Genomic DNA, 21,370 nt, shown 5'->3' with positions numbered 1-21,370 from the left:
ATGTTAAAGACAAATATTGAGCTGAAACCAAAAGTGGAAGCGTTTTTAAATGAAGAAATTAAAATGTTTATTAATGGCGAATTTGTTTCTGCTATTGGCGGAAAGACGTTTGAAACGTACAATCCAGCAACAGAAGAGGTTCTAGCAGTCGTATGTGAAGCGCAAGAAGAGGATATTGATGCTGCAGTAAAAGCGGCAAGATCTGCATTTGAATCTGGCCCGTGGGCAGAAATGGCTACTGCTGAAAGAGCGCATCTTATTTATAAATTAGCAGATTTAATTGAAGAACATAGAGAAGAATTAGCGCAACTAGAAGCTTTAGATAATGGAAAGCCATATCAAGTAGCACTTGATGATGATATTTCAGCGACTGTAGAAAATTATCGTTATTACGCAGGATGGGCTACAAAAATTATTGGGCAAACAATCCCGATTTCAAAAGATTACTTGAATTATACGAGACATGAACCTGTTGGTGTTGTAGGACAAATTATTCCGTGGAATTTTCCGCTTGTTATGTCTTCTTGGAAAATGGGAGCTGCACTGGCGACAGGTTGTACGATTGTATTAAAGCCAGCAGAGCAAACGCCTTTATCTTTACTATATACAGCGAAACTCTTTAAAGAGGCTGGATTTCCAAACGGCGTTGTAAACTTTGTATCAGGCTTTGGTCCTGAAGCAGGGGCTGCAATTGTAAATCATCATGACATTGATAAAGTTGCTTTTACAGGATCTACTGTTACAGGAAAGTATATTATGCGTCAATCTGCAGAAATGATTAAGCATGTAACGTTAGAGCTTGGCGGAAAATCACCAAATATCATTTTAGAAGATGCGGACTTGGAAGAAGCGATAAATGGTGCATTCCAAGGTATTATGTATAATCACGGTCAAAATTGTAGCGCAGGATCACGTGTATTTGTTCATCGTAAACATTATGAAACTGTAGTAGATGCACTTGTGAAAATGGCGAACAACGTAAAACTTGGAGCAGGTATGGAGAAAGGAACGGAAATGGGTCCACTCGTATCTAAGAAACAACAAGAGCGTGTGTTAAATTACATTGAGCAAGGGAAGAAAGAAGGTGCTACAGTTGCGGCTGGTGGCGAACGTGCGCTTGAAAAAGGTTATTTCGTTAAGCCAACTATATTCACAGATGTTACAGACGATATGACAATCGTTAAGGAAGAAATATTTGGACCAGTTGTTGTCGTACTTCCATTTGATTCGACAGAAGAAGTAATTGAACGAGCGAACAACTCATCCTATGGCCTTGCTGCGGGTGTATGGACGCAAAATATCAAAACGGGTCATCAAGTAGCAAATAAATTAAAAGCAGGAACAGTGTGGATTAATGATTATAACTTAGAAAATGCAGCTACACCATTTGGTGGATATAAACAATCTGGTATTGGCCGCGAATTAGGTTCATATGCGCTTGATAATTATACAGAAGTGAAAAGTGTTTGGGTAAATATAAAGTAATAGGGCGTTTTACTGATAAAAATTGAGGGATGAAATAATGAAAGATGCGGACAACTAGAAAGTTTGATAATAGTTGTCCGTTTTTTTTATATACAAAATTGCTTTTCCAAAGAATGATAAGGGGGATTTGGATGGAGAATTTAGTAGAATGGTTAGTAGGGCAAGTGTGGAGTATCGGTTTAGTTGTTTTTGCATTAGGGGCAGGCGTATATTTCACGATTGCAACACGCTTTTTGCAAATCCGTTATTTTAAAGAGATGATTAAACTATTATTTGAAGGAAAGAGTTCAGAGACGGGAATATCATCTTTTCAGGCATTTTGTTTAGCCTTATCAGGAAGAGTTGGAATTGGTAATATTGCAGGGGTAGCGACAGCAATTGCTTTCGGCGGTCCTGGAGCTGTATTTTGGATGTGGGTAATGGCTTTGTTAGGGGCAGCGAGCGCGTTTGTAGAATCAACATTATCTCAAGTATACAAAAGTAAAGTAGGGAATGAATATCGCGGCGGTACTCCATATTTCATTGAGAAAGGTTTGAAAATGAAATGGTTTGCAGTCATTGTAGCAGTAGTTGTAACACTTTCATATGGCGTGTTATTACCAGGTATTCAATCTAGTAGTATCGCAGTTGGATTTGAAAACTCTAATGGTATTAGCAAATATATAACTGGTATATTTTTAGTCGTGTTACTAGCAGCAATTATTTTTGGTGGTGTAAAGAGAATTGCTGGCGTTTCTCAAATGCTTGTTCCATTTATGGCAATTGGTTATGTAATTGTTACATGTATCATATTAATTGCGAATGTAACGGAGATTCCAAGTATGTTTGCTTTAATTTTCTCTAGCGCATTTGGTGTAAATGAAATGTTTGGTGGAATTGTTGGTGCAGCTATTGCATGGGGCGTAAAACGCGCTGTATTTTCAAACGTTGCTGGTGTCGGAGAAGCGACGTATAGTTCGGCGGCTGCTGAAGTATCGCATCCCGCAAAACAAGGATTAGTTCAAGCGTTTTCCGTATATATCGATACAATTGTCGTATGTACAGCGACAGCTCTTATGATTTTAATAACAGGTATGTATAATGTTATACCTGAAGGGAAAACCGCCATTGTACAAAACATAGGAAATGTGGAAGCTGGTCCAATTTATACACAACAAGCAGTTGAAACTGTGATAACAGGGTTTGGTCCAATATTTATTTCAATTGCGATTTTCTTTTTTGCATTTACAACGTTACTCGCTTATTACTATATCGCTGAAACGACACTTACTTATTTAGATCGTCAACTGAAGTATGGCTGGTTAAAACCAGTTTTGAAATTTGGATTTTTAATTATGGTTTACATCGGTAGCGTTGAATCAGCGTCGCTTTTATGGAATCTTGGAGATTTAGGAATCGGTAGTATGGCATGGTTAAACTTAATCGCAATCTTACTTTTAAGTAAAACCGCATTAAAAGTGTTAAAAGATTATGAAACGCAGAAAAAAGAAGGGAAAGATCCAGTATTTAATCCTAAAAATGTGGGGATTGAAGGATTAACATTTTGGGAAGAAAGAAGTAAAGAGGTTGAAAGAAAAAGTTCTAGAGAAAAAGTTATTGTCGATGATAATTTAAAATTATAACTCAAATTAATTGAAAATTCTTAATTTAAAAGAAGGTATATTGCCTCCATTTCATCACATACTACAATAAGTATGGATAATATGACTGGAGGGAATAAGATGGAACATGAGCAACATAGTTCGATAAATGATATTCTACATCATTATAAAGAAGGTATAGGTAGTTTTACAAATCAAATTCCTGAAATCGCTGAGACATATAATGCGTTCACGCAAGCTTGTTTTCAAGAGGGTTCTTTAACAAAAAGAGAAAAACAACTTATTGCATTAGGAATTAGTTTAGCAACGCAAGATGAGTATTGTACAATTTATCATACAAAAGGTTGTCTTGATCAAGGATGTTCGGATAAAGAGATTCTGGAAGCATGTGGTGTTTCAGCAGCATTTGCTGGCGGAGCTGCGATGAGTCAAGCGGTAACTTTAGTGCAAGAGTGTTTAACAGAATTGAAAAATCAAAAGCATTGAATAAAAAAACGTTTTAAATTTTATGTTTAAAACGTTTTTTATGTGAAATTAAATTTAAGTATAAAAATTATCTAGGATGGGTTCAATTTATGGTTATACAATAATGGAGAATTTTAAATTTAGTAGGAATGAGAAATAAAAACTATTTATTTAGTTTTAAGGTTTTGTAAAAAGCTTCAATTGTTTCATATAATCAATAGCTTTTGTTTTGTTTTTCTGTTTAGAAACATAATGTGCCTCATTAAAATCTCTATAGTAACTGTTAACTACTTCTTCAGAAAGAGCACCGTCAGATATAGCTCTTTTAACCGCGCAGTTTGGTTCATTTGTATGTGAACAGTTAGAAAATTTACATCTCATAGAAATCTCTTTTATATCTTCATAGCCAAAATCAAAATTCCTCTCAAGGTTTATCAAGTCAAATCCTATTTTACTAATAAGAAATCCCTCCACTTTTGAAAGAGTCTTTTAGAAACATACATACAAATTTTATCGTTTTCAATTTGTATTCACTTTAATATTCTATATCTTCATAAATAGATTTTTCTACATCAGGAAGAACTGTGTATATACTCTTACCGATTAAAGCTTCTAATTCTTTCTTAATCGCATAAAACCCTTTCCAATGTAAAGATGTATGAGATGTTGTACCATGACGCAAACCAACAGAAATTAATCTTCTTTCCAGCGTAGTAAAGCCATCCGCATCAGCAAGAGCGTCACAAAGAGTAATTACTTTATTGTATAAGTCGTAGTTACAATGTTCATTTAATATTTCAACTAATCGGCTTCTCATATGGTCAGGAACGAGACTCCATTCTGCTGCGATATCTATATGTTCATTTTTGCATGGGAATGAGTGTGTCACACAAATAACAGCGTTTCCTGTATACCCTAAATCATTCATATACATATAACCATCATAGGAATGAATGACCGATTTGGTAAAACCTTTGTATCTTCCGATATCATGCAAAAGGGCAGCGTTATATGCTATGTCAGCATCTAGCTTGTACCCTTTTTTTATAAGTTCTATAATTATGTTTTCAGTTGCATGAGCAACATGTAGTGAATGTTCAAACCAAGGGCCCGGGTTTTGTTCATATGCCCATTCGAGTAATTCTTTTGCGTACATTCTATCTAATATATATTTCATATCGTTATCCTTTCACAAAAAATCATATCTTAACTATAAATTCCTCTTATTATTTCATTATTCCTTCTTTAAAAATTGTTACAATGAAACAAAAGGGGGAAAAGTAATGCGAAATTTAGTAATTGAAGAAATTAAGAAACTAGAAAATGATATAGAAGAACTTTCGAAACTTTTGAAAATGGTTGTAAATGATGGGGCATCAATTGGTTTTTTGCCTCCACTGGAACAAAAAGATGCAACAAAGTATTGGCAAACAGTATTAGCGCCAGAAGTGATATTGTATGTGGCTAAAATAAACAACGAAGTAGCAGGGAGTATTCAATTACAATTAGTTACTAAGCCTAACGGAATTCATAGAGCTGAGATTTGCAAATTAATGACTCATCCAAACTTTAGACGAAACGGTATTGGACGATCGCTTATGCAAAAAGCAGAGGAACGAGCAAAGCAAGAAAACAGGTCTCTTTTAGTATTAGATACTAGAGAAGGAGATCCTTCCAATAAATTGTACAAATCACTAGACTACCAAGAAGTTGGAACAATACCAGGGTATGCAATTTCTCCGAATGGAAAGTTAGATGCTACGGTTCTTTATTATAAAAACATTTAAGTTATAATCAAACGGGGAGAGTGCTTAATTATTAGTAAGTGAATAATAAACGACTATTTTTAACACCGTCTATATTTTTCTGGCGGTGTTAAAATAGTTAATTATAATCTAATTAACGCACTAAATGAATTTGAGAAAGTTTTTAGAGGGTTCTTTTAGTAATGATTCTCGTCTTATAATAAATGTAGAGAAGATGACTAGCCGACTATAGTTATTTTCGCTTTATTATGGGAAGGGGATGAAAGAATGAAAAAGAATAGTTTACAAAAGATGAAGAAAGTTATTTTAAGTGGTGGCGTATTACTTACGGGATTATTAACATTTGGGTTTTCAGAAAAGGCTTCAGCTCATGGATATGTAGAATCACCAGCGAGCCGATCTTATTTATGTAAGCAAGGTGTAAATGTAAATTGTGGACCAATTCAATATGAACCACAAAGTGTAGAAGGGATAGGTGGATTTCCACAACTAGGACCTTCTGATGGACAAATTGCAGGGGCTGGTCATTTTCCCGCTTTAGATGTTCAAACTGTAGATAGGTGGAAGAAAGTTACGTTAAATGGCGGGACGAATACATTCAAGTGGAAACTAACGGCTCCTCATAGTACGAAAGAGTGGAAATATTATATTACGAAAAAAGGTTGGAATCCAAATAAACCTTTGACGCGATCAGATTTAGATTTAGTGCCATTCTATGTAAAAAATGACGGTGGAGCTAGACCAGGGACAACAGTAACGCACGAAGCAAATGTACCAACTGACCGTAGTGGATACCATCTTATTTTAGCTGTTTGGGAAATTGCAGACACTGGAAATGCGTTTTATCAAGTTATAGATGTAAACCTTTTGAATAATGGCTTATCCTCAAATTTTGCTTTTAACAATGTAGTGCAAGCTCCTACACTATTTTAATTGAAACATACATTTCGATCATCTAATTCATTTTAGATGATTTTTTTTATGAAAATGATGAAAAATATAGAAGAAAGTGCAATTATTTATAAAAAAATATGCTTTAAATATTGTCATATTTGCTTCTTTAAGATATCCTTTTCATGAAGAGGTGGAAAACATGGAAAAAGTACTAGTTTTCGGGCATAAAAACCCAGATACAGATGCAATTTGTTCTGCAATTGCTTATGCAGAATTGAAAAAAGAATTAGGAATGAATGCTGAGCCTGTACGTTTAGGCGAAATCAGCGGTGAAACTCAATTTGCGTTAGACTATTTTAAAGTAGAAGGACCGCGTTTTGTTGAGACAGTAGCAAGCGAAGTGGACAACGTTATTTTAGTTGACCATAACGAGCGTCAACAAAGTGCTAACGATATCGAATCAGTTCGTGTGTTAGAAGTTATTGACCATCACCGTATTGCTAACTTTGAAACAAGCGATCCTATATACTATCGTTGTGAGCCAGTTGGCTGTACAGCTACAATCTTAAACAAAATGTACAAAGAAAATGGCGTAACAATTCGTAAAGAAGTTGCAGGTTTAATGTTATCTGCAATCATTTCAGATTCTTTACTATTCAAATCTCCAACTTGCACAGAACAAGATGTAGCAGCTGCTCGTGAATTAGCGGAAATCGCTGGTGTAGATGCAGATAACTACGGCTTAGAAATGTTAAAAGCTGGTGCTGACTTAAGCGGAAAAACAATGGAGCAATTAATCTCTCTTGATGCTAAAGAATTCCAAATGGGTAATGCGAAAGTTGAAATCGCACAAGTAAACGCTGTTGATACAAACGACGTTCTTGTACACCAAGCGGAACTTGAAAAAGTAATTTCTGCAGTAGTAGAAGAAAAAGGTTTAGACCTATTCTTATTCGTTGTAACTGATATCTTAACTAACGATTCTGTCGGTCTTGCGATCGGTAAAGCAGCAAACGTTGTTGAGAAAGCATACAACGTATCACTAGAAAACAATACAGCTACTTTAAAAGGTGTTGTATCTCGTAAAAAACAAATCGTACCAGTATTAACAGAAGCATTCCAAGCTTAATCGTATTGCGTACAGATGAACAGTAAGGACAAGTAGTCAGATTGGCTATTTGTCCTTTTTTATTTATAATAAGCAGAAATTTTTAACTTTTAAACAGTCGCATTGTGTATGCTTAATGATATGGAAGTATTGAAAAGTAAATTACAGGGGCTTTTTGAAAAAATATTGCATCTGTTTCAAAATTAGAGAGCTGGATTTCGGAGGAACTGCGTTTAAACGCTGAAATACAGATGTTGCGTTTAACTTTTTAGAAGAAAGGATATAAAGTTTTGATTAACGAATTAAAATAAGGATAGCGTTAGCTATCCTTATAATCGTTTATTCGTAAGATTTTTTCTTGTTTATATAAAATGTGATTATCGTAGTAATGAAGAAAATAGGTATCGCATACACTTGCCCAACAAATAACTTCCAGCCGACATAATTATAGCCTTCAGATGCTGGGATGATAACGGAAATAACGCAAACGATAAAATAGACTAATAGTGCAGGAATAATATTTTTCATTTTTATGAACCTCCTTTATTGTTTTATTAATACATACTTGCATTATAATTTAGTTTCATTATTTTGAAGAAAAAATGAAAAATTTTTTATGGTATTATAATATTTGCAATGAGAGTAATCTATAGTACGCATATGGTAAAATGTGTAATTTTAACTTTCAGAATTATTATATAGTATCTCGAGAAAAAAATGTACAAAATAACGAATTTTATTTACCAAAGTAAAGGGAGTAGAAATATATATGAAAAGGCTATGTATAATTCCATGCGGAAAAAAGAAAATTTGGGATAAACATTCAGACTACGGACCGATGGAAGCAAAAGATGTATATATTAGTCCGTTCGGAAAAGCATGTCAGGCGTACGCAACTATGTTTTTCGAAAACTGGGTTATATTATCAGCGAAACATGGATTTTTAAGACCAAGTGATATTGTATTAGAAAACTATGATCTTGCATTTGATTCAAAAAGCGATGAGGTAATAAGTATAGAGCAATTACAAAAACAGATGGTAGATAAAAGTTTACTACAGTTTGACGAAATCGTCTTACTAGCAGGGAAGAAGCATAAAAAAGTAGTGACAAAGTTATATCCAGAAGAAATGATTACATATCCGCTAGAGGGGTGTAAAGGAATTGGGTATATGTTGCAGAGGTTGAAAGAAGCTGTGAAGGAAGGGGAGGAAATATAGGTGTAGTTTCAGTGATTTTAAACTCTATTTATTTAGGGAGCTGAAAAGTAAAATAGAGTTTTTAGGCATCGCCGAAAGGGTGATGCTTTTTTGTTCGTGTCGTCATTCATGTAAAAGTAATTTAGAGAATAAATCATTCGATTTATGAAGCGATAGCTTTTTTATATCGAAAACAAATTGCATAACTTTTAGAAAATATAGGACGTATGGGCACAGTTAAGATTGTAAGTGGGAATAGCAATAAGACAAGTTTTGAATAAGATATTAAGAAAGGAGATGTTGATGAATAATGGCTAGATATAGTTTGCACGGAGGACACAATAGTATTGTTCAAGGTGCTAATTTCGGGAATCGGAAAGAACACGTTCTAGATAGGCAAGTTAAAGATGCCGTGGCGGCTAAGTTAAGAGCCCTAGGACACACGGTTTATGACGATACGGACGAGGTAGGGGCAACTCAATCACAAAATTTAAATAATATCATTCGGAATAGCAATTCCCATGCTGTGGATTTAGTTATTTCTTTTCATCTTAATGCAAGTGATGGAAATGGACAGGGTGTTGAGGTTTTATATTATGATCAGAAAGATTTGGCGGCTAAAATCTCAGCTCAACTAGCAAAAGATATTGGATGGCGTGATCGAGGTGCGAAACAACGTACAGATTTAGCAGTATTAAATGGAACGAAGGCACCGGCTATTCTTATTGAATTAGGGTTTATTGATAATGAATCCGACATGGCAAAATGGAATGTTGATAAAATCGCTAATTCTATTGTATTTGCTCTTACAGGACAAACTGGAGGAGGTGCAGCGAATTTGCTCAAAGTAAAAACTGGTGGTGTAGCATTTAGTAATTTACAAGATTTGGCTCAAGCTATGGTTGATGCGGGTATTGATGGACAAATTGTCGTTCAAAAAGATGGCATTGGTTATGCTATAACGAATGGCTATCCGTCCGGGAATATCGATAAATTTACAGCTTGGTTAGATGCACGTAAATGGTACTATGAGTACGTGAGATAAAACGAAAATTGGTTTGATTAAAAACTAAAAATTGTCTTATTTTTAGTTAACAAGTATATTAAGTAACTATAAAAATATGGACAATTTATATGTAAATTAGTACACAAAACCACCTGTCAGAAAGGTGGTTTTATTTATCAAGCTATTTGCGGGAAGTAAAATTCTCACCTCAAAATTCGGATGAAGCTAAGAAATTAGGTGGGAATTACACTGCTCGTAGCCTCCTACTAATTATCGTTTCACTTTATATAGTTTAGAGTTTTGTAAATCTTTACTTATTAAACCCGTAATAATATTTTGTTTTCTCAATACATAAGCCGAATTTTAAATTATTACCCAATAATATAATACCTCTCATACTATTTATTAGTTGATAATAACAAAAAAACAAGCTTTGAATATAATAATGAAAAAGGAGATGTTAAATAATGGGTTATATTGTAGATATTTCGAAATGGAATGGCGACATTAACTGGGATATCGCAGCACCACAATTAGATTTCGTAATTGCACGTGTGCAAGATGGTTCAAACTATGTAGATCCTTTATATAAAAATTATGTACAAGCAATGAAAGCAAGGAATATTCCGTTTGGTAATTATGCGTTCTGTCGTTTCGTTTCAGTAGAGGATGCACGGATAGAAGCAAGAGACTTTTGGAACCGTGGTGATAAAAATGCAACAGTTTGGGTAGCTGACGTAGAAGTAAGAACAATGAACGATATGAGAGCGGGTGCACAAGCTTTTATTGATGAATTACGCAGATTAGGAGCTAAGAAAGTCGGTTTATATATTGCTCATCATATGTATGCTCCATTTGGAATGGAAAATGTCAATTGTGATTTTGTATGGATTCCTCGTTATGGTGGTAACAAACCGGCGTATCCATGTGATATTTGGCAATACACAGAGACAGGAAATGTGGCTGGTATCGGCAAGTGTGATTTAAATAAGCTGATTGGAAATAAGCCGTTAGCTTGGTTTACAAATCAAATTGTTGAGCCGATAAAAAAACAAGAAGGGGTTGGAATTATAGTGAATAAATATAGCAAAGTAGTTACTTATGAATTTGGTGTAAATTTAATTTCTGACATGATTCAAATGATGGATAAGCTTGGATATACTTCTAAAATAATATCTCGTGGAGATAACCAAGGGCTTGTGTATTTCGAAACAGATTATCGTCAAGGGAACGAACTGGACAAAGCAACTGCTTGGTTAGATATGAAAGGAATTAAATATTTTTATACAAAAGAGTAGTTTGCAAAAATAAGAGCCGTCATGTGACGGTTTTTATTTTTATTTAATCTTTTAACTCTACTTATAATATGGAGAAAATAGACTAATAAACAAGCCTTTGTATACTTTCAAACATAGAATATGATGAATTCTATCAAGGAGGAAGCATATTTATGAGAAATACTTGTCATTGTGGACATTTTCAAGATTGTAATAAATTTTGGGATGATTTAATGTTTGGGAGATGTAGATGTAAGCGCAATGATTTTCACGAGTGTTGTTGCAAAGAGAAACCGAAGTGTGAGTGTGAAAAATGTCATTGTAAAACAAAAGCGAAATGCCATTGTAGGCATGAAGAGGAAGGGTATTAATAATAAAAAAGAGTACGATGCGTACTCTTTTTTTGGGTGATTATATTCCATCTTGAACAGATTTCTTTACAATTACCCATGTGTCTTTCTTTTTAACCGTTATAGCTACATTAGTTCCATTAGATTCCTTATAAAAGATATATCCATTGTTTGAGTTTACATATGTAACTGGTTCACCTATGCAATCTCGCGAGCAGGATTTGTTGACTAGTTCAATTAAGGATAGTTCACTTGGATCGGTTTTACTGGCTTCTATAACAGCATCAAGGCTTGTTTTTCGATAACCTTGCAAGTTTATATGAAAAAGCTGCTCTATTTCTCCTGTAATGCTAGTGTTCATTACTTCTACTGAATTCTTTTTTTCTTGAAGAAAGCCGTTTTCATAAAGTAATTTTGTATAGCCAATCCATGCTATTAACACTAGCATGAAAAACATACCCGTCATTTTAAGTATTCGAAGTCGTTTGCTTATAATTGTTTCTGAGTATTTCATTCACTCTAATCCTCCAATGTTTTTAATTTAAAATATGCTTGGATACATACTTTTAGAAGAGGATGAAAGTTAATGAGTTTTTAATAAAAAAGAAAACATCCAGGGTTAGATGCTTTCTTTTTTTGGTATTTTTGGCTATCTGTTAGTTACTTGTTTCATAAGTGGTCTTATTTCTTTAACTGGTGGTTTCTTATCATAGGCATCAACGTAAGAAAAGTAATAGTTTAAGTTTCTTAGAAGACCATTTCCTATTTTTGCACTTAAGAAAGGAAAGACTTGTCCGGTATAATCATCGAGAGATTTACAGTAATATTTTTCATCTAAATATATACTGTATTTACATGTTAGTTCTACTAAAGGATTCCCTTCATCATCAAATACTTCTTTAGAATCAATAATATCTATTAGTGCAAATTTTTCATTTAAGTAAACTTTCTTTTTTTTCTCGTGTTTATTTGTAAGTATAAAAACGAGACCAATCGCGTTAATCAAACTATTTCCTCCTATAAAAAACGGATATTAATAAAATATATCGATATAAGCTAAATGTAAAGAGGAGAGGTGAAATATCATGGAGAGAAAACTAAATAAGCCGATTGGTGAGAGCTGATAATCAGTGGGGGATGAACAACCCCCTCACTGATTAAAGTTTCACTTTATTGAAAGACTTGCGGGAATTGTTTTACGATTGCGTTTGTTATCATGTCAGCCATTTCTAATGCTTCTTTTTCAATTTTATCGTAAAGTTTTACTCCTGCTTCATAATCTTTATTTAGGAAGGCAAGTGCTTCTGCTTTCGTTAGTGCTAAATGTTCATAAAACATTTTTCTAAATTCTTCTTTATCTATATATGGGTTGATCCTGTTAAGGAATTCAATAATTGCGTCACCATTAGCGTACCATTTTTTCTCTATAGCGGCCGCTGCATTTTGATTACCAGCTTTTGCGGCTTTAACAAGATCCGCTGCAATTACTAAGTGATCTTTAATTAATGCACTATATTTTTTCACTGCATCCTCACCGTAAAATGGTTCAAGTGATAGTCCCATATGTGTTGCGTTTTGTAGAAGTCGTCCAACAGTAACATTAACATCTGGTAAATTAAATACTATACTTATAATAGCCAATCTCGTCCAAGCGACGTGTTGTTCCCATAAAGAACGCATATACCCTTTTAAAAAATTCTCATTTTTACTAATTCGGTAGTTCCGTGCGGATAAATCATAGTTTACATAAGGGTTATGGTAGGGGGAGTAATACGATTGCCAATAAGAATACATAAATAGTAACACTCCTTTGAACATGTATAACTCAAAGTATGATGAAGATTTATTTTTAGTTACGTGTCCTAGATTATTTTTAGGGAATTTGAAATGGAGAAATTCAATGAATGGTGTTGTGGTATATATGAATAAATTGAATATAAAGTAAAAGAGGGTCTGTAAGGGAAGTTGCAGACCCTCAAAAGGGTATTGCCGAGATGTCGGACTCGACTACGTAATGTTATCATAAAATTCTTTTGAAAAAACCTGGTAAATGTGTCCAAATGAAATTGGGACCTTCATACAGTCAAAGGGACCTGCTTCCCGCGGCAGGCCCCAATAACTAGATAATGTCGATGAGCAAAAAACTCATCTGGAGTACTTTTATAGTAACAAGTAAAATGTGTTTTGTGTATTGAGAAAGAAGAATTGCATAATTATATGTGAACAATTTAAATCCCAACAATTTATGATTATCATTAATTGTTGGGATCTAAATATGGTTATAAAATGGAGAAAAGACTTGGAAGTGAGATCGAGGTACACAGAAGTATGTAATCATGAAAAAGACCTGCTAATATAAGCAGGTCAACTTAAGGGGTTTATCCAACAGATTATTATATATGGTAACAACTGAATTGTAGTAAGTCTATACATTTAATATTGAGAAAAATTCTGTGAATGATATATTTTTTGCACATATATTAACGTCTAAAAAGTTGAGAAAGAAAATTAAAAAGCTTTTTATAAGAGAATAATGGCTGGTACTTATAGTATGATTCATATTTCCACGCATCATTATTAGAGAATTGGAGTTTTTGTGTTTTCGTTTTTGCCTTGATGGAACTCATATTACGATGTTTCATATAGTAACCTCCTGAATTTATATGTATACGATTAGTAGTATTCAAGAAAGGGAAATAAAATGAACATTTAAATTGAAACTCTTTCTTCTTGTGTACTGGATTTACGTTATAAATGTTGTAAAACATATAAAATAATGATGCTAATTCATATTAAATAAGTGAAGAAACATAGAATAATGAAAAAACAATAAGCATCTAATCATCCCTTTCAAGTCGCATAAGTGATTGATATAATAGAAGTAGATGAAAGATAAAGAAAAGCGGGTGACTCTTTTTTGTTTACTAAAGCACAAGAACTTTTAGCGTCCTACTTTGGTTATTCTTCGTTTCGAAGAGGACAAGATGAAACAATTAAAAATGTACTAGATGGGAAAGATACGGTTTGTATTATGCCAACGGGTGGCGGTAAGTCGATTTGTTATCAAATTCCGGCATTAGTATTTGAAGGAACGACGTTGGTTATATCGCCTCTAATATCACTTATGAAGGATCAAGTAGATACATTGGTACAGAATGGCATTTCAGCTACATATATTAATAGTTCTATATCTATTGCAGAAGCAAATCAGCGAATTCAATTAGCGAAACAAGGACATTACAAGTTACTTTATGTGGCGCCTGAGCGTCTTGATTCGATGGAGTTTGTTGATCAACTTATTGATATGAAAATCCCTATGATTGCGATTGATGAAGCACACTGTATTTCACAGTGGGGACATGATTTCCGTCCAAGTTATTTACATATACATCGCATATTAGATTATCTTCCAGAAAAGCCGCTCGTATTAGCATTAACAGCAACAGCAACACCGCAAGTACGTGATGATATTTGTAACACACTTGAAATTAATCAAGAAAATACAATTATGACAACGTTTGAGCGTGAGAACTTATCGTTTTCTGTCATTAAAGGGCAAGATCGAAATGCATATTTGGCGGATTATATTCGTCAAAATCAAAAGGAATCCGGGATTATATATGCAGCTACTAGAAAAGTAGTCGATCAGTTATATGAAGATTTGATGAAGGCAGGTGTTTCTGTATCAAAATATCATGCTGGTATGAGTGATAGTGATCGAAATGAGCAACAAGAACTCTTTTTACGAGATGAAGTAAGTGTAATGGTAGCAACATCTGCATTCGGGATGGGTATTGATAAATCGAATATTCGTTACGTAATTCATTATCAGCTTCCAAAAAATATGGAAAGTTACTATCAAGAAGCAGGACGTGCTGGTCGTGACGGATTAGATAGTACATGTATATTGTTATATTCTTCTCAAGATGTACAAGTACAGCGTTTTTTAATTGATCAATCAACTGGAGAATCACGTTTTTCAAATGAACTTGAAAAATTGCAAAATATGACCGATTACTGTCATACAGAACAATGTTTACAATCATTCATTTTGCAATACTTTGGAGAAGAACCGAAAGAAGATTGTGGACGCTGTGGTAATTGTACAGACAATCGCGAGAGCATCGATGTGACAAGAGAATCACAAATGGTTTTATCATGCATGATTAGAACGAACCAACGCTTTGGAAAGCAAATGATAGCGCAAGTATTAACTGGGTCGAAGAATAAGAAAGTTATTGAATTTAATTTTCATACTTTACCAACGTATGGGCTTTTATCGAACCGTAGTGTAAAAGAGGTCAGTGAGTTTATTGAGTTTTTAATTTCAGACGAGTTAATTGCAGTTGAACATGGCACTTATCCGACGTTAAAAGTAACTGAAAAAGGGAAAGAAGTATTACTTGGCAAAGAGAATGTTTTACGAAAAGAACGAGTAGAGACAAGACAAATTGTTCAAGACCATCCTTTATTTGAAGTGCTTCGTGAAGTACGTAAAGAAATTGCACAAGGAGAAGGTGTACCTCCGTTCGTTATTTTCTCTGACCAAACATTAAAAGATATGTGTGTGAAAATGCCGCAAAATGATTCTGAATTGTTGACGGTAAAAGGTATCGGAGAACACAAACTTGTGAAATATGGCTCGCACTTCTTACAAGCAGTTCAGCATTTTATTGAGGAAAATCCAAATTATGCTGAAACGATTAAGACAGAAGTAGTTTCAGAGCGTAAAAAGTCAGGAAAAGCGTCCGCAAATTCTCATTTAGAAACATATGAAATGTATAAACAAGGTATTGATTTGAATGAGATTGCAAAAGAACGTAACTTATCAAGACAAACAATTGAAAACCATTTAATTCGCTGCTATGAGGATGGAATGGAAGTAGATTGGCAAAGCTTTGTTCCAGCAGAGTATGAATCTCTTATTGAAACTGCCGTTCAAAATGCAGAGGGTGGGCTGAAATCTATTAAAGAACAGCTTCCGAATGAAGTGAGTTACTTTATGATTCGTGCTTATTTACAAATAAGAAAGTAGAGACATATAAAGGGGATAAGAATTTATGTATCATGTGTTCGTTTATGGCACATTAAGAAGAGGACAAACGAATGCTCATTATATGCAAGGTGCAACATGCATCGCAGACAGAGCTTGGACATATGGAAAATTATTTGATACGAATGAAGGATATCCGGCCATGACTTATTCGATTGAAGAACAGGTGTATGGAGAAGTTTATGTAGTAAATGATAAGATATTGTGTAAGTTAGATGAACTAGAAGAATATACAGGTAATGCGGAGACTGATTTATATGATCGAATCACGCAAACAGTATATGTTGCTGATAGGGGAATTGAGGCATATGTGTATATCGCTCAGAATAAAAAGATGTTAAAGAAAGTGATAGACTCTGGTGACTGGCTTATGTATCAAAAAATATAATAAGGTAGTTTTAAAAATTGGAAAGCAGATAATGACGAATTCATTATCTGCTTTTTATTGTGTGAATAATTGTCGTTCTCTTTTTATTCTTATAGTTCTTAGTACGATTCCAATTCCGAGAAATAAAACAGTAGCAGCGACCCCGCTAGTAGGATTTAACCAAAAATCACTACTGTTTGTAAGAGTAATAATCCCTGTTATTGTAACTAAAACAGTAGGAACAGCATCCTCGATTGCATGCATGATAACACATGGCCAGACTGATTTTGTAAGTCTATATATTTCAACATACATAATTGACCAACAAAGCATAAGGATACAGCCAGATAGAAGCATATTTAATCTTGAGATAGATTCAAAATATTCATTTGAAGAGCCTCCTTTACTTTTATTTATCCTATTATTTGTGGGCAGTAAAACGCCCATTGATTAAAGTCTTTAATTTTTACAATATTTGTTAATGGATAAATTAAATAGGAGACAAATAGAAAGTAGTATCTTTTGTATGCATCACTATACTATATGTGTATTTGTGTGATTTTGATGTTGCATATTCTTTTTAAATTAGAAAGATAAAAAGTAAGTTTTTTCGGAAAATTTAAACGGAAACTATTGACTTTATGATTGGGTTTTTAATACAATGATACTTCGACTGAAAAATTAGAACGGACAGGAGGGAATCGTCGAAATGAGCAACATATTTGAAGATGAGTTACAAAAAATGAAGGATACTTTACATACGATGGATGAGCAATTGGATAAGCTTGAAAAAACCCCGGTTTATTATGGAGAAGATTTTAAAGAGCAAATTCTTGAAAGTATGAGGGAGTCTAATAGACAAAACTTACGTATTGGTGTGCAAGAGCCGTACTTTGGAAGGTTAGATTTTCAGGAAGATGGAAAAGAAGAAGTTATGCCGATTTATATCGGAAAAGTAGGGGTTTCGGATATGGACACGATGAAGCCAATCATTATTGATTGGCGGGCGCCTGTCGCCAGTATGTTTTATTCATTTACCGGTGGAGAAGAATTAGCATTTTATCAATCACCAGATGGGTTAGTAGAAGGTGATGTGTATTTAAAACGAAACATTTCCATTCGAAAAAGAGAACTTGAACGTGTTGTTGATACATATGTAAAAGGAAATGAAGATGTATCGCATGCCGATGATTTTCTTCTATATCGATTAGGTGAGAATAAAGATAATAAGCTAAAGGATATTGTTTCAACGATTCAATCGGAACAAAATGATATTATTCGAGCGGAAAGAAATTTACCATTACTTATTCAAGGGGTTGCAGGGAGCGGAAAGACAACAATTGCTTTACATCGCCTTGCTTTTTTAATTTATGAATATCGTGAACAACTAGAAGCAGAAAGAATGATCGTATTTGCGCCGAATAGTCTGTTTTTAGACTACATTTCGAGTGTACTTCCTGAATTAGGTGTAGGGAATATTAGTCAAACAACGTTTCTGGATTGGGCATTACGTACGTTAGATGATTCAGTGAAACTAAAGCAGACAGAAGAAAAATTGAAAGAAGCATTTTCAATTAATCGTGATGAAAAGAAGATAATGCTAGGTAAATTAAAGGGTACGTTGGAATTTAAGACGTTTATTGAAGAGAGAATGATCCAATTTGAAAATGAGTTAGTTCCGACAAAAGATTTTGAGGCGTGGGATAGAGCGATTATTCCAGTAGAAGATATTAAAAAATGGATGCAAGTTGAATATAAACATTATCCTTTACAGAAAAGAAGAGAACGATTAGTAGGACGAATGAAGCGCTGGATTGAAATTGAACTTAAAAAATTCGGGGAAACAAACGAGAAAAAATTACTTAAAAAAGAAGCGACTAAGAGACTGAACGCATATATGAAGTTTTGGCCGAAAATGAGTGCTCTTTTACTGTATAGTTCAATAGTAAAAAGTAAAGAAATACTCGAGGTATTACCTGAAGAACTTGTTAAAGAAACAGAAAAGAGTTGTCGTAAAAAAGAAGTGTATGTAGAAGATTTACCAGCTTTAATATACATACATCATCGTATAACAGGGATTGAAATCGGGCAGAAGTTTCATCACGTTGTTATTGATGAAGCGCAAGATTTTTCGCCTTTCCAAGTTTATGTATTAAAAGAAATTACATTAGGTAATTCTTTCACTATATTAGGTGATTTATCGCAAGCGATTTATGATTACCAAGGAATTGAAGATTGGAATGCTTTTAAGGAAGTATTCCAAGAAACCGGTTATTATGAATTGACAAGAAGTTATCGTTCTACAAAAGAAATTATTGAATTTGCAAATGAAATAATTAAAAATGCAGAAATCCCAGTAGGACTCGCAACACCAGTCTTCCGCAGTGGAGAAGATGTGAAAGTAATTCATGCGGAAAATCAATTTACTGAAATTGTGAAGACGGTAAAACATTTGCAAAATGCAGATGTGAAAACAATTGCGGTAATCGGAAGAACAGAAGATGAATGCCGTGATATATATGTGGAATTAACAAATGCAGGATTAACGGTAAACGTAATTGAAGCAAACCAAAGTAAATATGAAGGTGGTATATCAGTAGTACCTGTCTATTTAGCGAAAGGTTTAGAATTTGATGCGGTGCTTTTAATTGATGTGGATGAAGAACATTACAAAGACACAAAACATGATGCAAAGTTACTATATGTTGGATGTACGAGATCACTTCATGACCTATGGATTTTCCATAGTGGGGAAGCGTCACCTTTAATTAAAGGATTAAAATAAAGTGAAACTATAATCAGTGGGGAGTTTTACTGCAAGCTAATGTGAGATAAATATAAAAAGAGGGTTTCTATTACTGTCTACTTAACAGGGAGATGACTATGAAGACCCTCTTTTTATATTGAAATTAATGTTCAATTTTAAACGAATAAAGCCATTAATATTAAATCTTGATAGCTACCATCCAATTTTACACCCTTTGCTTTTCTACCCTCTTCAAAGAAGCCTAGATTCTTATATAATTGGATTGCACCTAGATTATCTTCCATTACCTCAAGACAAACTTTTTCAATCTTACTGTTATTTTTAGCCCAATTGATTAACGTTTCTAGAAGAGCTCTTCCAATACCATAATTTCGATATTCGGGTAGTATGGTCATCGCAAAAGCCCCTTGATGACTAATTTTTTCTTTGTTTCCGTTCTTAAAATCTATTGCACCGACTAACTTACCATCAACTTCAGCAATAAACTGTACATAATTTGGATTTTCATGATAAGCTTTTAACGTTTTTTGAATAGCATCGATACGCACCTTTTTTACATCCTCAACCGTACTTAGCATGTATGGAGCGTTTATTAAAGCTTTTGAAGCAGAATCTAGTATTCTTTCTGCATCCCGTTCTTTAGCTTCTCTAATTATTATTGTTTTTCCATCCTTAGATTTATAAGTAAAAACATTAGTTGATAAGATACTACACACACCCTTTCGGAATATAATTAGTTGAATTTTTTAACTATCATGCAATTATTAAGTAAGAAAAAGTCGTATCACCTTTTTCTGCAATCGCTCTACTTCAACTTAATGACGATTATTTCAAATATTTTTAATTTTTACAAGGATTTATTCCGTTATATAGCCCGATTGTTGAATAACATGACTGGCGTTTTTTAAACAACTTTATTATCTCTGTACACGATGAATTAACGACTTGAGCTGTTGTGTAAATAATATACAATGACCTTTTCTAATTCCTTAGTTTGTTCTTTTTCCCGTACACGAACGGCATCTACTGGAATTTGTGTATGTTTTAACCAATCTAGAATAAGGTGTAGTTGTTCTTGTATTTGCCCAATGTTTTGCTCCTTTATGTTCTTATTCTGAATTCTATCAATTAATTGAAGCATATAGGGAAGTTTTTCTATACATTCACTTAAATCTCCGCAATAACCTGAAGGGAATTCATGTGTACCAAATTCTAAAGTATTGATGTAATTAGAAACTAGGTATATCATGGCTTCTTGTTCGGTATCACCACCTAATTCAATCGCTTTTCGAAGGGATTTTTCTAAATCGTCTTCTTTATTGCTAGAGTCCATATAAATTCCTATCCATCTAAAAGGTCTTGAATCAAATGGGTTGTTTTCTGTCCATCTATATAGAATGTCAATTAGAAAACTATTTAGTGAGAAAGTTAAGACCTCATCTTTTTCGTTTAATACATCTAAAATAGTAAACAGCGAAATGGCAAACTCTTCTTGATCTTTTGATTCCCATTTCTTTGCATTTGTAATAAATGTCTCTAAATGTTTAAAAGCTAATTTTCGAAGTCCCGCTTCGCGATGCTGACAGTAACAAATAAAATCATGCCAATGCTCAGTTGTATTCATATGTATAATAATAGTTTGTAATGCAGTGAGAGGTTTATCCATTATAAGTCCCCAATCTATTAAGCACGTGTTGAAAATTTAGTGTTATTATATCATTACATAAATTAAAGTGGGAAGAATTTAAGGTGGATTTTATTGGTCACGGGATCCAATCGATTGGTAATGTAGCGGTTCTAACAGGAGTCATTATTGACTTTGAAGATGAAACGTAAAAAAGTTATTATGTTTATCTGAATATTGAGGGAATACAAGAATTTTATTTATTTAATTTTCAGAAAAAATAGACTAAAACATTAATAAATGGTATAATTTCCTTGTTATTGGAATTAAAATGAAAATATTAGAAGAAAAAGGATAGGGCTGGTTTTAATGGGGGATTCTGATCACAAAGAAACAAAGGCAATATTAA

22 protein-coding genes and 1 pseudogene are annotated in these 21,370 nt (G+C 33.7%); 13 read left to right on the top strand and 10 right to left on the bottom strand.

Annotated features, from left to right (window positions below; all coding sequences use genetic code 11):
- The 3 genes from ACS2CR_RS17915 to ACS2CR_RS17905 all read left to right on the top strand — a co-directional run bounded on the left by ACS2CR_RS17915 (position 1) and on the right by ACS2CR_RS17905 (position 3,572).
- Complete coding sequence (locus tag ACS2CR_RS17915) at positions 1–1,485, top strand: aldehyde dehydrogenase family protein (RefSeq protein ID WP_000920982.1); 1,485 nt, start codon at positions 1–3, stop codon at positions 1,483–1,485.
- Positions 1,486–1,616: 131 nt separating this feature from the next.
- Positions 1,617–3,107, top strand: a complete 1,491-nt coding sequence (locus ACS2CR_RS17910) for an alanine/glycine:cation symporter family protein (protein WP_016110139.1) — start codon at positions 1,617–1,619, stop codon at positions 3,105–3,107.
- 72 nt (positions 3,108–3,179) lie between these two features.
- A complete protein-coding gene (locus ACS2CR_RS17905) occupies positions 3,180–3,572 on the top strand; it encodes a carboxymuconolactone decarboxylase family protein (RefSeq protein WP_002005224.1) in 393 nt (130 codons plus the stop codon).
- A 156-nt stretch (positions 3,573–3,728) separates the two neighbouring features.
- Here ACS2CR_RS17905 and ACS2CR_RS17900 read toward each other — a convergent pair whose 3' ends face one another.
- Positions 3,729–4,025, bottom strand: coding sequence for a hypothetical protein (locus ACS2CR_RS17900; protein WP_000398282.1), 297 nt, complete (start codon positions 4,023–4,025; stop codon positions 3,729–3,731).
- Positions 4,026–4,086: 61 nt separating this feature from the next.
- Entirely contained in the window at positions 4,087–4,728 is a 642-nt protein-coding gene (locus tag ACS2CR_RS17895) for an HD domain-containing protein (protein ID WP_000874102.1), read from the bottom strand.
- A gap of 106 nt (positions 4,729–4,834) precedes the next feature.
- On the opposite strand from ACS2CR_RS17895, the gene ACS2CR_RS17890 reads away from it, so the two are divergent.
- The 3 genes from ACS2CR_RS17890 (at position 4,835) to ppaC (ending at position 7,340) form a co-directional block, all read left to right on the top strand.
- Positions 4,835–5,338 carry a GNAT family N-acetyltransferase gene (locus ACS2CR_RS17890; protein ID WP_001245250.1) on the top strand — a complete coding sequence of 168 codons (504 nt, stop codon included), beginning with the start codon at positions 4,835–4,837 and terminating at the stop codon, positions 5,336–5,338.
- Positions 5,339–5,584: 246 nt separating this feature from the next.
- Positions 5,585–6,250: a lytic polysaccharide monooxygenase gene (locus tag ACS2CR_RS17885; RefSeq protein ID WP_000742279.1), complete on the top strand. Its 666-nt coding sequence runs from the start codon at positions 5,585–5,587 to the stop codon at positions 6,248–6,250.
- Between the two features lie 160 nt (positions 6,251–6,410).
- Complete coding sequence (gene ppaC / locus ACS2CR_RS17880) at positions 6,411–7,340, top strand: manganese-dependent inorganic pyrophosphatase (RefSeq protein WP_000416865.1); 930 nt, start codon at positions 6,411–6,413, stop codon at positions 7,338–7,340.
- Between the two features lie 318 nt (positions 7,341–7,658).
- On the opposite strand, the gene ACS2CR_RS17875 is transcribed toward ppaC, so the two are convergent.
- A complete protein-coding gene (locus tag ACS2CR_RS17875; RefSeq protein WP_000789486.1) occupies positions 7,659–7,847 on the bottom strand; it encodes a DUF4017 family protein in 189 nt (62 codons plus the stop codon).
- A gap of 241 nt (positions 7,848–8,088) precedes the next feature.
- Here ACS2CR_RS17875 and ACS2CR_RS17870 point away from each other — a divergent pair, with 241 nt between their 5' ends.
- The 4 genes from ACS2CR_RS17870 to ACS2CR_RS17855 all read left to right on the top strand — a co-directional run bounded on the left by ACS2CR_RS17870 (position 8,089) and on the right by ACS2CR_RS17855 (position 11,211).
- A complete protein-coding gene (locus tag ACS2CR_RS17870; protein WP_000824872.1) occupies positions 8,089–8,538 on the top strand; it encodes a DUF6884 domain-containing protein in 450 nt (149 codons plus the stop codon).
- A gap of 289 nt (positions 8,539–8,827) precedes the next feature.
- Positions 8,828–9,562, top strand: coding sequence for an N-acetylmuramoyl-L-alanine amidase (locus ACS2CR_RS17865; protein ID WP_000135280.1), 735 nt, complete (start codon positions 8,828–8,830; stop codon positions 9,560–9,562).
- 428 nt (positions 9,563–9,990) lie between these two features.
- Positions 9,991–10,821, top strand: a complete 831-nt coding sequence (locus ACS2CR_RS17860; protein WP_000540614.1) for a GH25 family lysozyme — start codon at positions 9,991–9,993, stop codon at positions 10,819–10,821.
- Positions 10,822–11,037: 216 nt separating this feature from the next.
- On the top strand, positions 11,038–11,211 hold the full coding sequence (locus ACS2CR_RS17855) for a hypothetical protein (protein WP_000503011.1): 174 nt from the start codon (positions 11,038–11,040) through the stop codon (positions 11,209–11,211).
- Here the strand turns inward: ACS2CR_RS17855 and ACS2CR_RS17850 are convergent, their stop codons facing one another.
- The 4 genes from ACS2CR_RS17850 to ACS2CR_RS17835 all read right to left on the bottom strand — a co-directional run bounded on the left by ACS2CR_RS17850 (position 11,212) and on the right by ACS2CR_RS17835 (position 13,792).
- Positions 11,212–11,664: a hypothetical protein gene (locus tag ACS2CR_RS17850; protein WP_000877572.1), complete on the bottom strand. Its 453-nt coding sequence runs from the start codon at positions 11,662–11,664 to the stop codon at positions 11,212–11,214.
- A 135-nt stretch (positions 11,665–11,799) separates the two neighbouring features.
- A complete protein-coding gene (locus ACS2CR_RS17845; RefSeq protein WP_053512416.1) occupies positions 11,800–12,156 on the bottom strand; it encodes a hypothetical protein in 357 nt (118 codons plus the stop codon).
- 164 nt (positions 12,157–12,320) lie between these two features.
- Positions 12,321–12,944 (bottom strand): hypothetical protein, encoded by a 624-nt coding sequence (locus ACS2CR_RS17840; protein WP_053512415.1) that lies wholly within the window; start codon positions 12,942–12,944, stop codon positions 12,321–12,323.
- A 686-nt stretch (positions 12,945–13,630) separates the two neighbouring features.
- Positions 13,631–13,792 (bottom strand): hypothetical protein, encoded by a 162-nt coding sequence (locus tag ACS2CR_RS17835; protein ID WP_000682739.1) that lies wholly within the window; start codon positions 13,790–13,792, stop codon positions 13,631–13,633.
- Positions 13,793–14,067: 275 nt separating this feature from the next.
- Here ACS2CR_RS17835 and recQ point away from each other — a divergent pair, with 275 nt between their 5' ends.
- Both recQ and ACS2CR_RS17825 read left to right on the top strand, forming a co-directional pair.
- Positions 14,068–16,185, top strand: a complete 2,118-nt coding sequence (gene recQ / locus ACS2CR_RS17830; protein ID WP_000494270.1) for a DNA helicase RecQ — start codon at positions 14,068–14,070, stop codon at positions 16,183–16,185.
- 25 nt (positions 16,186–16,210) lie between these two features.
- Positions 16,211–16,591, top strand: a complete 381-nt coding sequence (locus tag ACS2CR_RS17825; protein WP_053512414.1) for a gamma-glutamylcyclotransferase family protein — start codon at positions 16,211–16,213, stop codon at positions 16,589–16,591.
- 54 nt (positions 16,592–16,645) lie between these two features.
- Here ACS2CR_RS17825 and ACS2CR_RS17820 read toward each other — a convergent pair.
- Positions 16,646–16,960 (bottom strand): annotated as a pseudogene (locus ACS2CR_RS17820) (CPBP family intramembrane glutamate endopeptidase); the annotation flags it as partial.
- Between the two features lie 319 nt (positions 16,961–17,279).
- On the opposite strand from ACS2CR_RS17820, the gene ACS2CR_RS17815 reads away from it, so the two are divergent.
- The gene (locus ACS2CR_RS17815) at positions 17,280–19,355 is read left to right on the top strand and encodes a HelD family protein (RefSeq protein ID WP_153602582.1); all 2,076 of its coding nucleotides are present in this window, start codon (positions 17,280–17,282) and stop codon (positions 19,353–19,355) included.
- 137 nt (positions 19,356–19,492) lie between these two features.
- Here the strand turns inward: ACS2CR_RS17815 and ACS2CR_RS17810 are convergent, their stop codons facing one another.
- Positions 19,493–20,053 carry a GNAT family N-acetyltransferase gene (locus ACS2CR_RS17810; RefSeq protein WP_000337114.1) on the bottom strand — a complete coding sequence of 187 codons (561 nt, stop codon included), beginning with the start codon at positions 20,051–20,053 and terminating at the stop codon, positions 19,493–19,495.
- Between the two features lie 221 nt (positions 20,054–20,274).
- Positions 20,275–21,003 (bottom strand): hypothetical protein, encoded by a 729-nt coding sequence (locus ACS2CR_RS17805; protein WP_000360495.1) that lies wholly within the window; start codon positions 21,001–21,003, stop codon positions 20,275–20,277.
- Positions 21,004–21,370 lie beyond the last annotated feature (367 nt).

Source organism: Bacillus cereus group sp. BceL291 (assembly GCF_051776705.1).
Taxonomy (GTDB): Bacteria; Bacillota; Bacilli; order Bacillales; family Bacillaceae_G; genus Bacillus_A; species Bacillus_A cereus.
This window is presented reverse-complemented; position numbering and strand designations above follow the sequence as displayed.

Coding starts and splice junctions, on each gene's coding strand:
- ACS2CR_RS17915 (WP_000920982.1), top strand. CDS start 1: ATGTTAAAGACAAATATTGAGCTGAAACCAAAAGTGGAAGCGTTTTTA.
- ACS2CR_RS17910 (WP_016110139.1), top strand. CDS start 1,617: ATGGAGAATTTAGTAGAATGGTTAGTAGGGCAAGTGTGGAGTATCGGT.
- ACS2CR_RS17905 (WP_002005224.1), top strand. CDS start 3,180: ATGGATAATATGACTGGAGGGAATAAGATGGAACATGAGCAACATAGT.
- ACS2CR_RS17895 (WP_000874102.1), bottom strand. CDS start 4,728: ATGAAATATATATTAGATAGAATGTACGCAAAAGAATTACTCGAATGG.
- ACS2CR_RS17890 (WP_001245250.1), top strand. CDS start 4,835: ATGCGAAATTTAGTAATTGAAGAAATTAAGAAACTAGAAAATGATATA.
- ACS2CR_RS17885 (WP_000742279.1), top strand. CDS start 5,585: ATGAAAAAGAATAGTTTACAAAAGATGAAGAAAGTTATTTTAAGTGGT.
- ppaC (WP_000416865.1), top strand. CDS start 6,411: ATGGAAAAAGTACTAGTTTTCGGGCATAAAAACCCAGATACAGATGCA.
- ACS2CR_RS17875 (WP_000789486.1), bottom strand. CDS start 7,847: ATGAAAAATATTATTCCTGCACTATTAGTCTATTTTATCGTTTGCGTT.
- ACS2CR_RS17870 (WP_000824872.1), top strand. CDS start 8,089: ATGAAAAGGCTATGTATAATTCCATGCGGAAAAAAGAAAATTTGGGAT.
- ACS2CR_RS17865 (WP_000135280.1), top strand. CDS start 8,828: ATGGCTAGATATAGTTTGCACGGAGGACACAATAGTATTGTTCAAGGT.
- ACS2CR_RS17860 (WP_000540614.1), top strand. CDS start 9,991: ATGGGTTATATTGTAGATATTTCGAAATGGAATGGCGACATTAACTGG.
- ACS2CR_RS17850 (WP_000877572.1), bottom strand. CDS start 11,664: ATGAAATACTCAGAAACAATTATAAGCAAACGACTTCGAATACTTAAA.
- ACS2CR_RS17840 (WP_053512415.1), bottom strand. CDS start 12,944: ATGTATTCTTATTGGCAATCGTATTACTCCCCCTACCATAACCCTTAT.
- ACS2CR_RS17835 (WP_000682739.1), bottom strand. CDS start 13,792: ATGAAACATCGTAATATGAGTTCCATCAAGGCAAAAACGAAAACACAA.
- ACS2CR_RS17825 (WP_053512414.1), top strand. CDS start 16,211: ATGTATCATGTGTTCGTTTATGGCACATTAAGAAGAGGACAAACGAAT.
- ACS2CR_RS17815 (WP_153602582.1), top strand. CDS start 17,280: ATGAGCAACATATTTGAAGATGAGTTACAAAAAATGAAGGATACTTTA.
- ACS2CR_RS17805 (WP_000360495.1), bottom strand. CDS start 21,003: ATGGATAAACCTCTCACTGCATTACAAACTATTATTATACATATGAAT.